Annotated in this window: 10 protein-coding genes; all 10 read left to right on the top strand. The window is 69.2% G+C overall.

The genetic code is table 11. The annotated features are described in order from the left end of the window. Positions 1-3 precede the first annotated feature (3 nt). Positions 4-360, top strand: coding sequence for a DUF4233 domain-containing protein (locus ACWD6R_RS14730; RefSeq protein ID WP_406419402.1), 357 nt, complete (start codon positions 4-6; stop codon positions 358-360). Positions 361-460: 100 nt separating this feature from the next. After that, on the top strand, positions 461-874 hold the full coding sequence (gene ndk, locus ACWD6R_RS14725) for a nucleoside-diphosphate kinase (RefSeq protein ID WP_037698740.1): 414 nt from the start codon (positions 461-463) through the stop codon (positions 872-874). A 290-nt stretch (positions 875-1,164) separates the two neighbouring features. Then, positions 1,165-2,184 carry a rod shape-determining protein gene (locus ACWD6R_RS14720; RefSeq protein ID WP_114244480.1) on the top strand — a complete coding sequence of 340 codons (1,020 nt, stop codon included), beginning with the start codon at positions 1,165-1,167 and terminating at the stop codon, positions 2,182-2,184. A 110-nt stretch (positions 2,185-2,294) separates the two neighbouring features. Next, entirely contained in the window at positions 2,295-3,332 is a 1,038-nt protein-coding gene (gene mreC / locus ACWD6R_RS14715; protein ID WP_451819021.1) for a rod shape-determining protein MreC, read from the top strand. An 11-nt stretch (positions 3,333-3,343) separates the two neighbouring features. Continuing rightward, positions 3,344-4,003: a rod shape-determining protein MreD gene (gene mreD / locus ACWD6R_RS14710; RefSeq protein WP_451819020.1), complete on the top strand. Its 660-nt coding sequence runs from the start codon at positions 3,344-3,346 to the stop codon at positions 4,001-4,003. A 58-nt stretch (positions 4,004-4,061) separates the two neighbouring features. Beyond that, positions 4,062-6,236 (top strand): penicillin-binding protein 2, encoded by a 2,175-nt coding sequence (mrdA, locus tag ACWD6R_RS14705; RefSeq protein ID WP_451819019.1) that lies wholly within the window; start codon positions 4,062-4,064, stop codon positions 6,234-6,236. Beyond that, entirely contained in the window at positions 6,236-7,426 is a 1,191-nt protein-coding gene (gene rodA / locus ACWD6R_RS14700; protein ID WP_451819018.1) for a rod shape-determining protein RodA, read from the top strand. Before mrdA ends, rodA begins: the two co-directional genes overlap by 1 nt. 456 nt (positions 7,427-7,882) lie before the next feature. Then, positions 7,883-9,409, top strand: coding sequence for a CYTH and CHAD domain-containing protein (locus ACWD6R_RS14695; RefSeq protein ID WP_451819017.1), 1,527 nt, complete (start codon positions 7,883-7,885; stop codon positions 9,407-9,409). A gap of 50 nt (positions 9,410-9,459) precedes the next feature. Then, positions 9,460-11,385 (top strand): TIGR03960 family B12-binding radical SAM protein, encoded by a 1,926-nt coding sequence (locus ACWD6R_RS14690; RefSeq protein WP_451819016.1) that lies wholly within the window; start codon positions 9,460-9,462, stop codon positions 11,383-11,385. A gap of 265 nt (positions 11,386-11,650) precedes the next feature. Continuing rightward, a complete protein-coding gene (locus ACWD6R_RS14685) occupies positions 11,651-12,880 on the top strand; it encodes a hypothetical protein (protein WP_451819015.1) in 1,230 nt (409 codons plus the stop codon). The last annotated feature ends 98 nt before the right edge of the window (positions 12,881-12,978 follow it).

Below are 12,978 nucleotides of genomic sequence, written 5' to 3'. Positions count from 1 at the left end.
CCTGTGCGTACGCTCTGCGCGTCGACGCTGATCGGCGAATTCTTCGTGATCGGTTTCGCCGGACTCGTCGCGATGAAGTCCGACGACCTGTCGAACACCACCGTCTGGACGGTCTGCGGCATCGGCATGCTGCTCTCCGTCCTGCTCTGCGGGATGATCACCCGCCCCGGCGGCACAGCGCTCGGCTGGGCGCTGCAGGTGGCACTGGTCGCCAGCGGGTTCGTCGTCCCGATGATGTTCATCCTGGGGCTGGCCTTCGGCGGACTGTGGTGGGCCTCGGTGCACTACGGTCGCAAGATCGACGAGGCGAAGGCACGCTGGGCGGCGCAGGCGGCGACCGAAGCCCCGGCCGGCGGCTGAAACCTGAAGCCGGGCACGGCGGGCAAACCCGGCCGCCGGCCCGTCTCCGTGCCCCTGTAGCCTCGCCTCACCGCACCCGCATGCCCTCAAGGAGCCGCACATGACTCAGCGCACCCTCGTCCTTCTCAAGCCCGACGCTGTCAGGCGTGGGCTGATCGGCGAGATCGTCGGCCGGATCGAGCGCAAGGCCGGCTGGCAGGTCACCGCGCTGGAGCTGCGCACGCTCGACCGTGCGACCCTGGAGCAGCACTACGCCGAGCACGTCGGCCGCCCGTTCTACGAGCCGCTCGTCGAGTTCATGCAGTCCGGCCCCGTCGTCGTCCTGGTCGCCGAGGGCGAGCGGGTCATCGAGGGCGTCCGTGCCCTGGCCGGCCCGACCGACCCGATCGCCGCCGCGCCCGGCTCCATCCGTGGCGACTTCGGCACGATCACCCGCGAGAACCTCATCCACGCCTCGGACTCCGAGGAGTCCGCAGAGCGAGAACTGAAGCTGTTCTTTCCGGGACTTTCCTGACCTCGGATCAGCCAAACAGCGCTCATGAGCCGGGGCGACCGAAGTAATTCGGTCGCCCTTCGGCATAGGGTCCCCGATCGCGGGAACGCATCCCTCCGACGTAACGTCACCATAAGTGGAACGGCCACCCGTTCCGCCCACAATGGCGAAGGACCCTCGCGCGGTGTCCGTGAATACGGCACTACGATGGAATCTTCCACGCCCACAGCGCTCACCTCGCCTACCAAAACAAGCCATAACTGCTTCTTGGGAAGGCCCGACGCATCCTCATGGGGAACAAGGGGAACTCAATGTCGTTCATCGGCCGTGACATGGCTATCGACCTAGGGACTGCCAACACGCTGGTGTACGTCAGGGGGCGCGGCATCGTTCTGAACGAGCCGTCCGTCGTGGCCATCAACACCAACACCGGCGGCATCTTGGCGGTCGGTTCCGAGGCCAAGAAGATGATCGGGCGTACACCGGGCAACATCGTTGCCGTGCGGCCCCTGAAGGACGGCGTGATCGCCGACTTCGAGATCACGGAGCGGATGCTCCGCTACTTCATCCTGAAGATCCACAAGCGCCGCTACCTGGCCCGCCCGCGGGTCGTCGTCTGCGTGCCCTCGGGCATCACCGGCGTCGAGCGACGCGCCGTCATCGAGGCGTCGACGCAGGCCGGGGCGCGGCAGGTGCACATCATCGAGGAGCCCATGGCCGCGGCCATCGGCTCCGGGCTGCCGGTCCACGAGGCCACCGGCAACATGGTGGTCGACATCGGTGGCGGCACCACCGAGGTCGCCGTGATCTCGCTCGGCGGAATCGTCACTGCCCAGTCGATCCGGGTCGCCGGTGACGAGCTGGACAACGCGATCATCCAGCACATCAAGAAGGAGTACTCGCTCCTCCTCGGCGAGCGCAGCGCCGAACAGATCAAGATCACGATCGGCTCGGCGTACGACATGGACAAGGACGAGCACACCGAGATCCGCGGCCGCGACCTGGTCTCCGGACTGCCCAAGACGGTCGTCGTCTCCGCCGCGGAGGTCCGCAAGGCCATCGAGGAACCGGTCAACGCGATCGTCGACGCGGTGAAGACCACCCTCGACAAGTGCCCGCCGGAGCTCTCCGGCGACGTCATGGACCGCGGCATCGTCCTCACCGGCGGCGGCGCGCTGCTGCGCGGACTGGACGAGCGGCTGCGCCGTGAGACCGGCATGCCGATCCACATCGCCGAGGACCCGCTCGACTCGGTGGCACTCGGATCCGGTAAGTGTGTCGAGGAGTTCGAGGCGCTCCAGCAGGTGCTGGACGCCCAGCCCCGCAGGTAGCACAGGGAACGACAACACAGCGGTCCGCCGTACGGGCGCTGCCGCCCCGTACGGCGGATCGTTGATATACAGGCACGAACATTCCGACGAGGAAGGCACGGCCGCCGCACGTGAGGGACACACGAGAGAGCCGGCTGCTCCTGGTGCTGCTGATCGCCATCGCATTCGCACTGATTACGGTGGACATCCGCGGCGGCGAGGAGTCACCGGTGGACGGCGCCCGGCGGGCCGCCGCAACGGCCTTCGGGCCGGTCGAGAACGGCGTTGCGGCAGCCGTCGACCCGGTGGGCAACGCCATAGGAGCGATCCGCGACTCCGGTGAACGGCACAACCGGATCGCTGCCCTGGAGCAGCAGAACGCCGCGCTGAAGACGAAGCTCGGCAGCGACGACCGCAACCGCAACCGGGTGCGCGAACTCGACAAGATGCTGAAGAAGTCCGCCGCCGGGCAATACGGCATCAAGGCCGCCGAGGTCATCGCCATAGGAGCGGCCCAGGGCTTCTCCTGGACCGTCACCATCGACGCGGGCTCCAACGACGGCCTCAAGCGCGACATGACCGTCATCAACGGCGACGGACTCGTCGGCCGCGTCACCACCGTCGGCCCGGACACCGCGACGGTGCTCCTCGCCAGCGATCCCGACTTCACCGTCGGCACCCGGATGGAGAAGACCGACGAACTCGGCTTCGCCACCGGCCAGGGCGACCGCCCGCTCTCCGTTCAATTCCTCAACGGCAAGGCCAAGGTGAAGAAGGGCGACCGGCTGGTCACCTTCGGCTCCAGCAGGGACAAGCCGTTCGTGCCCGGAGTCCCGGTCGGCGAGGTGGTCCGCGTCGACCCGTCCGGCGGCGACCTCACCCGTACCGTCTATGTCCGCCCGTACGTCGGCTTCAGCCGACTCGACATCGTCGGCGTCGTCGTCCAGGCACCGCGCGAGGACCCGCGCGACATGGTCCTGCCGAAACAGCCCGCCAAACCGAAACCCACCCCCACCCCGACGGTCACCGTCACCATCTCGCCCAACGGTGACATCGTCGACACCAACGGAAAGGTCGTGGGTAACGTCAACGAGACCCCGAGCGGCAGTCCCAGTGGGAGTCCCAGCCCCACCGGAACCACCGGCAACGCGGTCAACGAGCAGAGGTAGAGCTGATCCCCATGCGCTTCAACCGGACTCTGCTCTCCACCGCTCTGGTCGTGATCGCCCTGGTCGTCCAGGTCTCCGTACTCGCGCGCCTCCAACTCCCCGGCGCCGTCCCCGACCTGCTGCTTCTCGTCGTCGTCGGCCTCTCCCTGGTGTACGGACATGTGGCCGGCGCCCTGATCGGCTTCGGCGCGGGGCTCCTCACCGACCTGGTGCCGCCCGCCGACCACGCCGCCGGGCGCTACGCCATGGTCCTCTGCATCATCGGCTACCTCTCCGGACTCGCCCGGCCGGAGAACGGCCGGCTCAAGTCCGCGTTCGCCCCGATGGCCGTGGTCGTGGCCGCCGCGATCGGATCCACGCTGCTGTACGCCCTCGTCGGCGCGCTCGTCGGGGACACCGCCGCCCGCCATGTCGGCCTCGGCGGCCTGCTGTTCACCGCCGCTGTCTACGATCTGCTTCTCGCGCCGTTCACCGTTCCACTGATCATGGCGCTCGCCAGACGCACCGAGAACGACCCGCTCTCCGAGCCCTCCGGCGGCGACGTGGCCTCGGGCTGGCTCTCCTCCGGCACCGGACTCAGGATCGGCAGCCAGCGCGGCGGACTGCGTGTGAAGGTCGCCCGCAAACGGTCGGCACGGGCCGGACGGATCAAGGGAGTCAAGCGACTGTGAGGCTGTATCTCCCGGGGGGCACCCCCCGGACACCCGGCCCGACCACCGGGGGCGCCCTGTGAGCAACATTCCGGAGACGGGACGGACCCAGCGGGTCCAGATCAGGCTCATCGTCATCCAAGTCCTCGTCTTCTCCCTGCTGCTGACACTCGGCGGCCGCCTCTGGTACCTCCAGATCCGCAACGGCCGGGAATACACCGACGAGGCGAAGAGCAACCACGTCCAGCAGGTCGTCCAGCCCGCCGTCCGCGGCTCCATCCTCGACGCCCGCGGCGTGCCCCTCGCCGATAACGAAACCCGCCTCGTCGTCTCCGCCAGCCGCACCGAGCTGCTGAAGATGGACGACGACGGCAAGGGCGTTCTGACCCGGCTCGCCGATGTGCTCGACATGAAGCCGAAGGACATCCTCGACAAGGTCCGGCTCTGCGACGCGAAGACCCCGCAGCCCTGCTGGAACGGCTCGCCGTACCAGCCGATCCCGGTCACCGACGAGGCAACCACCCAGCAGGCCCTGCAGATCCGCGAACGCGCCGAGGACTTCCCCGGCATCACCGCCGAACCCACCGCCGTACGCCGCTACGCCTCGCCCGGCAAGGCCAACACCGCCCAGGTCCTCGGCTACCTCTCGCCCGTCACCGACAAAGAGATCACCAAGGCCCAGAACACCGACTCGCCGTACCTCCGCTCCGACCAGGTCGGCCGCTCCGGCCTGGAGCGCACGTACGACAAGGAGTTGCGCGGCAAGGCCGGCGTCACCCGCTACGAAGTCGACAACCTCGGCCGGGTCATCGGCCAGGCGAAGAACGACAGGGCGGAGCCGGGATCGAGCGTCGTCACCTCCATCGACGCCCGGGTCCAGGCCGTCGCGGAGTACGAGCTCAACGAGGCCATGAAGACGGCCCGTAAGTCCTTCGACAAGAACACCAACCAGAACTACAAGGCCGACTCGGGCGCCGTCGTCGTCATGGAGGCCAAGACCGGCCGAGTCGTCGCGATGGTGTCCAACCCCGACTACGACCCCAACGCCTGGGTCGGCGGCATCTCGGGCAAGGACTACGCCCGGATGACCAGCAAGAAGTCCAACTATCCGCTGCTCAACCGGGCCATCCAGGGCCAGGCCGCACCGGGCTCGATCTTCAAGGTCGTCTCGACCGCGGCCTCCGTCAATGCGGGCTACTCGTTCGACGGCCGCTACACCTGCGGCAGCTCGTACAGCGCCGACGGCCAGGTCTACAAGAACTTCGAATCGCAGAGCCACGGCGCGATCACCCTGGGCCAGGCGCTCGAGGTCTCCTGCGACACCGTCTTCTACGCCCTCGGTCACCAGCAGTGGCAGAAGGACGGCGGGCTGAAGCCCAAGAAGAACGCCAAGGACTGGTTCTTCAAGACCGCCCACCAGTTCGGCCTCGGCAAGGAGACCGGCATCGACCTCCCCAACGAGGTCACCGGCCGGGTCCCCGACCGCCAGTGGAAGAAGGACTTCTGGAAGGCCAACAAGGACGCCTGGTGCGAACAGGGCAAGAAATGGCCCAAGAAGAAGGACTTCGGCACCGTGCTCGCCCACGAGAACTGCCTCGAGGGCATGAAGCTGCACGCCTATGACGCGATCAACTACTCCATCGGCCAGGGCGACACCCTCGTCACCCCGATCCAGATGGCGACCATCTACGCCGCGATCAGCAACGGCGGCACGCTCCACGACCCGACCGTCGGCAAGGCGATCGTCAGCCCCGACGGCAAGAACGTCCGCATGATCGAGCCCCATTCGCACGGCAAGCTGCCGGCCAGCGCCAAGACCCTGAAGCAGATGGAGGGGGCGCTGGCGGGCGTCGCGACCCGCGGTACCGCCGCCTGGCGATTCGGCGGCTGGCCGCAGGACAAGATCCCGATGCACGCCAAGACGGGCACGGCCGAGGTCTACGGCAAGCAGACGACCTCCTGGTTCGCCACGTACACCAAGGACTACTCGATCGTCATGACGATCTCCCAGGGTGGTACGGGCTCCGGCGCCTCCGGGCCCGCCGTCCGCAACATCTATGACGCGCTCTACGGACTCGACGACTCCGGCAAGCAGGACCTCAAGAAGGCGCTGCTGGCCACCCCGCAGAAGTCGCTGCCCAAGATCCAGCACGACGGCTCGATCGACGCCCCGACGATCAAGCCCTACGACCCGAACTCGCAGAAGACCCCGGAGGAGCAGACGCTCGCCGCGGTGCTCGGGAGGCGCGACTGATGGCCGGCTTCTCCGTCTCCCGGTACGCCCCCGACCGCGGCGTCTGGGGCAGACTCACCGCCCGCGACTCCGTCGTGCGCCGGCTCGACTGGCCGATGCTGGGCTCTGCGGTCGCGCTCTCCTTCATCGGCGCGGCCCTGGTCTACTCGGCGACCCGCGGCCGGGACTCCCTCAACCGCGGCGACCCGTACTACTTCCTGCTGCGGCACGCCCTCAACACGGGCATCGGCTTCGCCCTGATGGTCGGCACGATCTGGCTCGGCCACCGCACCCTGCGCGGCGCCGTCCCGGTCCTCTACGGCCTCTCGGTGCTCCTGGTCCTCGCGGTCCTCACCCCGCTCGGCGCCACCGTCAACGGTGCCCACGCCTGGATCATCGTCGGCGGCGGCTTCTCCCTGCAGCCGTCCGAGTTCACCAAGATCACCATCATCCTGGTGATGGCGGTGATCCTCGCCGCCCGCGTCGACGCGGGCGACCAGCTGTACCCCGACCACCGGACCGTCGCCAAGGCACTCGGTCTCGCGCTCCTCCCGATGTTGATCGTCATGGGGATGCCGGACCTCGGCTCCGTGATGGTCATGGCCGTCATCGTGCTCGGCGTGCTCCTGGCCTCCGGCGCGTCGAACCGCTGGGTCTTCGGACTCCTCGGCGCCGGCGCGGCCGGAGCCGTCGCAGTCTGGCAGCTCGGCCTGCTCGACGACTACCAGATCGCCCGCTTCGCCGCCTTCGCCAACCCGGCGCTCGACCCGGCGGGCGTCGGCTACAACACCAACCAGGCCCGCATCGCCATCGGCTCCGGCGGACTCACCGGCACCGGCCTCTTCCAGGGCAGCCAGACCACCGGTCAGTTCGTTCCCGAGCAGCAGACCGACTTCGTCTTCACCGTCGCGGGCGAGGAACTCGGCTTTCTCGGCGCCGGACTGATCCTCGTCCTCCTCGGCGTCGTCCTGTGGCGCGCCTGCCGGATCGCCCGCGAGACCACCGAGCTGTACGGCACGATCGTCGCCGCCGGAATCATCGCCTGGTTCGCCTTCCAGGCGTTCGAGAACATCGGGATGACGCTCGGCATCATGCCGGTCGCCGGACTCCCGCTGCCGTTCGTGTCGTACGGAGGGTCGTCGATGTTCGCCGTCTGGGTGGCCATCGGACTGCTCCAGTCGATCCGGGTGCAGCGGCCGATGTCGGCGTAGGCGTGTCCTTGCCGCGGGCAGTCCCTAAGGGCTGTCCCGTAATCCCTGGTGGGGCGCACGACGACAGCTACGGCACCTCGCTGCGTTGTCGGAACGTCCGAATACGCCCAGTATGAGGACGCTCCTCCGCCTTGCGCTGCACCGCATCTGACGCCGTGCGCTGATCCACCAGGGATTACGGGACAGCCCTTAGAGCCGGGTGTGCACCAGGTCCCGGCAAGGGACTGCTCAGGGAACGGAATCGATCGCGATCGCGCTCGCTCGCTCGCGTCGCGTCGTCGCGTCTAGATTCGGTTCGTGACTCCTCCGCCCCGCGAACGGGGCGGCTTCTCACTCGGTTCAGATGAACCTCCTGACGGCCAAGCCCTGACCGCTGCCCGAGGACAGGTGTACAACTTAGAACACGCCTCAGCGTCGCTGCGGGTGAAGCCGACGGTTCACTCGAAAGTAGGTCCGATGGCGGACTCGAAGCGTGAGATCGAGCGGAAGTACGAAGCCACCGTCGATACCCGGCTTCCCGATCTGACCCGGGTGGCCGGGGTCGCGGCCGTGGATCACCGCGGCGTCATGGAGCTGGACGCCGTCTACTACGACACCGAGGACCACCGGCTCGCGGCCGACGCGCTCACCCTGCGCCGCCGCACCGGCGGCGCCGACGCCGGCTGGCACCTCAAATTCCCGGTCGCCTCCGGGATCCGCGACGAGATCCGGGCCCCGCTCTCCGACACCCTTCCGAACAGCCTCGCAGGGCTGCTGCGCTCCCGGGTCCGCGAGACGGAGCTCGTCCCCGTCGTCCGGCTGCTCTCTGCCCGGGACGTCCACCACCTGCTCGACGCCGACGGCACGCTGCTCGCCGAACTCAGCGTCGACGAGGTCCGGGCCGAGCGGCTCACGGGCGGCAGCGGCACCGCCGCCTGGACCGAGATCGAGGTCGAACTCGCAGACGACCAGGACCCCGCCTTCCTCGACGACGTCGAACGCCGGCTGCGCAAGGGCGGCGTACGCCCCTCCGCATCGTCGTCCAAACTGGCCAGGGCCCTCGACGAGACAGCCCCGAAGCGGAAGCAGCGCCCGAAGGGGGACGGCAAGCCGCGGCCCCGGACTGCGGGCGACCACGTCCTGGCGTTCGCACGCGACCAGATCACGGCGATCGTCGCCCTCGACCCCGCCGTACGCCGCGATCTGCCCGACTCCGTGCACCGGATGCGGGTCGCCACACGCAGGCTGCGCAGCGCCTTCAGGACGTACCGCAAGATCCTGGACCGGACGGTCACCGATCCGATCGGTGACGAGCTGAAGTGGCTGGCCGCGGAGCTCGGTGTCGACCGGGACCAGGAGGTCCTCGACGAACGGCTCCGCACCCGGATCGCTGACCTGCCCCGCACCCTCGTCCTCGGGCCCGTCCGCAGCCGCCTGCGCATCTGGTCCACCGCCCGCCGCTCAGGTTCCCGGCGCCGGACCGTCGGCGTACTCGACGGGAAGCGGTATCTGGTGCTCCTCGGCACACTCGACGCGTTCCTCGCCGACCCGCCGCTGCTGCCCGCCGCGGACCGCGGCCCGCGGGACGCCCTGCCGCGCGCCGTCCTGAAGGACTACGCGCGCCTGGCCACCCGGATCGGCCACGCCCTGGACCTCCCCGCGGGCCAGAGCCGGGACGTGGCGATGCACGAGGCCCGCAAGGCCGCCAAGCGGGCCAGGTACGCGGGGGAGGCGGCCACCCCCGCGCTGGGCAAGCCCGCCGAGAAGTTCGCCAAGCGGATGAAGGCCGTGCAGACCGTGCTCGGCGACCACCAGGACAGCGTCGTCGCCCGCGAAGCCCTGTGCACCGTGGCCGCCCAGGCGCACGCGGCGGGGGAGTCCGCCTTCACCTGGGGTCTGCTGTACGGGCATGAGGAGGCGGCCGCGGCCGCCCGCGAACGGGAACTGCCCGGGGTGTGGGAGCGGGCCTCCCGGCCGAAATTGCGGTCGGAGCTGACAAGCTGAGCGCCGGGGTACGCTGGATGGTCACCTCTGCCGGCTCTCGAAAGTTCGCGATGTCTGTCGATTCGGTCTTCCCACAGCTCGAAGCTCTGCTCCCGCATGTGCAGAAGCCCATCCAGTACGTCGGCGGTGAGCTCAACTCCACCGTCAAGCCGTGGGACGAATGCGACGTCCGCTGGGCGCTCATGTACCCGGACGCGTACGAGGTCGGGCTGCCCAACCAGGGCGTCATGATCCTGTACGAGGTGCTCAACGAGCGCCAGGGCGTCATGGCCGAGCGCACGTACAGCGTGTGGCCGGACCTCGAAGAGCTGATGCGCGAGCACAAGGTGCCCCAGTTCACCGTGGACAGCCACCGCCCGGTGAAGGCGTTCGACGTCTTCGGGCTGAGCTTCTCCACCGAGCTCGGCTACACCAACATGCTCACCGCCCTCGACCTCGCCGGCATCCCGCTGGATGCCAAGGACCGCGGTCTCGACGACCCGATCGTCCTCGCCGGCGGCCACGCCGCGTTCAACCCCGAGCCGATCGCGGAGTTCATCGACTGCGCGGTCATCGGCGACGGCGAGCAGGCAGTCCTGGAGATCACCGAGATCATCCGCGCCTGGAAGGCCGAAGGCCGGCCCGGCGGGCGCGAGGAAGTGCTGTTCCGCCTCGCGAGGACCGGTGGCGTCTACGTACCGCGGTTCTACGACGTCGAGTACCTCCCGGACGGCCGGATCGGCCGCGTCGTGCCGAACAAGTCGGGCGTGCCGTGGCGCGTGTCCAAGCACACCGTCATGGACCTCGACGAGTGGCCGTACCCGAAGCAGCCCCTCGTCCCCCTCGCCGAGACCGTCCATGAGCGGATGTCCGTCGAGATCTTCCGCGGCTGCACCCGTGGCTGCCGTTTCTGCCAGGCCGGCATGATCACGCGCCCCGTGCGGGAGCGAAGCATCACCGGCATCGGCGACATGGTCGAGAAGGGTCTCAAGGCGACCGGCTTCGAAGAGGTCGGCCTGCTCTCGCTCTCCTCCGCGGACCACAGTGAGATCGGCGACATCGCCAAGGGGCTCGCGGACCGGTACACCGAGGACAAGATCGGCCTCTCGCTGCCCTCCACCCGCGTCGACGCGTTCAACGTCGACCTGGCCAACGAGCTGACCCGCAACGGCCGCCGTTCGGGTCTCACGTTCGCCCCCGAGGGCGGCTCCGAGCGCATGCGCAAGGTCATCAACAAGATGGTCTCGGAGGAGGACCTCATCCGGACGGTTGCCACCGCGTATGGCAACGGCTGGCGCCAGGTGAAGCTGTACTTCATGTGCGGCCTGCCCACCGAGACCGACGAGGACGTCCTCCAGATCGGCGACATGGCGGTCAATGTGATCGCCAAGGGCCGCGAGGTCTCCGGTCAGAACGACATCCGCTGCACCGTCTCCATCGGCGGCTTCGTACCCAAGCCGCACACCCCGTTCCAGTGGGCCCCACAGCTGAGCGCCGAGGAGACCGACGCCCGGCTGGAGAAGCTGCGCAACAAGATCCGCGGCGACAAGAAGTACGGCCGCTCGATCGGCTTCCGCTACCACGACGGCAAGCCCGGCATCGTCGAGGGCCTGCTCTCGCGCGGCGACCGCCGTGTCGGCTCGGTCATCCGCGCCGTCTACGAGTCCGGCGGCCGCTTCGACGGCTGGCGCGAGCACTTCTCGTACGACCGCTGGATGGCGGGCGCCGAGAAGACGCTCCCCGAGTTCGGCGTGGACGTCGACTGGTACACCACCCGCGAGCGGACGTACGAGGAGGTCCTGCCCTGGGACCACCTGGACTCCGGTCTGGACAAGGACTGGCTCTGGGAGGACTGGCAGGACTCGCTCGACGAGACCGAGGTCGAGGACTGCCGCTGGACCCCGTGCTTCGACTGTGGCGTGTGCCCTCAGCTCGGCCTGGACATTCAGATCGGTCCGACGGGCAAGAAGCTGCTTCCGCTGACGGTCGTCAAGTAAGACCGACCGGCAATCGGGGGGCGGCGTCACGGGGCTGGGGCACGCACCTCGCGGCGTTGTCGTCCATCACCATGGCTCCGCCATGGCTCAATCCTCCGCCTTGCGATGCACGCACCCCAGCCCCGCTCCTTCACCCACCCCCCAATTGCCGGTCGGTCTAACCCCGGACATCACGTCACACAGGACGTCACCGTTCGGGTGACAGCTCGATGACGAAAGCCCGGCCCGGGAAACCCTGGGCCGGGTCTTTCGCGTCCTGTCTCCCATGGACCAGGAGAAGCAGCCCCGCGTGTACGGCAGGCATCAGGCACCTGGGCACTACGAAACCGGCGACGGCTGCCTGACCACGTTCATCAGGATTCCGGTACGGGTCGTGGTGCTCGTGATCGTTCTGCCCGTACGGATGGTCTGGGACGTACTCGTCGCCACCGCACGCGCCGCCGACCGGGTCCTGCTGCGCCCCCTGGGGCGGGCCCTGTCCTGGCTGGGCAGGGTGCTCGTGGTCGTCCCGCTGGTCCGGCTGTACGAGTCGGTCCTCACCCCGCTGGGGCACGGGCTGCGGTGGCTGGCCGCCGTGGTCGGGCAGGGGCTGCTGTGGCTGGGCGCGGCCGTCTTCGTGTGGCCGTGGGTGGCGCTGTGGCGGTATGTGGTCGTGCCCGTCGTCCGGTACGGGATCGTGGCGCCGATGGTCTGGCTGTACAAGTGGGTGCTCACTCCGGTCGGGCATGGGCTGCGGTGGGTGTACCGCAAGCTGCTCACCCCCGCCGGACGGGGCCTCGCCACCGGCATCGGCTGGGTGCTCACCGCTGTCTTCGTGTGGCCGGTGGTCGGGGTGTGGCGGTATGTCCTGGTGCCGCTCGCGCTCGCCGTCACCTGGCTGGTGGAGCACCTGGTCGTGGTGCCGCTGGCCTGGACGTACCGGGCGCTGCTCACCCCGCTCGGCCGCGGCATCGCCTGGCTGGCCGACGTGGTGGCGAGCGGCGTCATCGCAGCCGCGCGGGGGCTGGGGGCGGCCGTCGGCTGGCTGGTCAGGACGCTGCTCGTCGCCCCCGTCGCCTGGCTGTACCGGCGGGTCCTCGCCCCGGTCGGCCGGGAGCTCGCCGCCGCGCTCCGCGTCGCCTGGCGTATCGCCGGATTCGTCTCGCGGACCGTCGGCCGCGGCCTTGCCTGGCTGGCGTGGCATCTCATCGGCGCCCCGATGGCCTGGGCCTACCGCACGGTGTGCGCCCCGGTCGGCCATTTCGTGCGCGACGCGGTCTGGGCCCCCGCCAAGCGCGCCGCGGTCGAGGCAGGACGTGCGGCCCGCAGTGCGCTGCGCACCGCGCGCGAGAGCGTGCGGCAGGCCCGCCGCGACGCATGGCGCGCACTGGCCGGCGGGGGCCCGGTCCCCGAGCCCCGGGAACCGGTGCGCCCCCTTGCGCGTACTCTGGGTAGTACAACGACTGTGCCCAGCGCGGCGCCCGAACCCGAGATCTCCCTGCGCAAGCAGGGGTGAGCCGGACCGGACACCCCCGGGCCACCCGTATTTCGAGGGCGGCGTGCCACCGCGTCCGCTCCGCACCGAGGAGAAGAACCACTGGGCAAGCGACAGCC

It is taken from the genome of Streptomyces sp. NPDC005151 (assembly GCF_053599875.1).
Note: the sequence above shows the minus strand (reverse complement) of the source record. Positions and strands in the feature narration are given on the sequence as shown.

Bases quoted from the DNA above. Each gene is read 5' to 3' on its own strand.
- ACWD6R_RS14720 (WP_114244480.1), top strand. From the start codon at position 1,165: ATGTCGTTCATCGGCCGTGACATGGCTATCGACCTAGGGACTGCCAAC.
- ACWD6R_RS14685 (WP_451819015.1), top strand. From the start codon at position 11,651: ATGGACCAGGAGAAGCAGCCCCGCGTGTACGGCAGGCATCAGGCACCT.
- ACWD6R_RS14690 (WP_451819016.1), top strand. From the start codon at position 9,460: ATGTCTGTCGATTCGGTCTTCCCACAGCTCGAAGCTCTGCTCCCGCAT.
- ndk (WP_037698740.1), top strand. From the start codon at position 461: ATGACTCAGCGCACCCTCGTCCTTCTCAAGCCCGACGCTGTCAGGCGT.
- ACWD6R_RS14695 (WP_451819017.1), top strand. From the start codon at position 7,883: ATGGCGGACTCGAAGCGTGAGATCGAGCGGAAGTACGAAGCCACCGTC.
- rodA (WP_451819018.1), top strand. From the start codon at position 6,236: ATGGCCGGCTTCTCCGTCTCCCGGTACGCCCCCGACCGCGGCGTCTGG.
- mreD (WP_451819020.1), top strand. From the start codon at position 3,344: ATGCGCTTCAACCGGACTCTGCTCTCCACCGCTCTGGTCGTGATCGCC.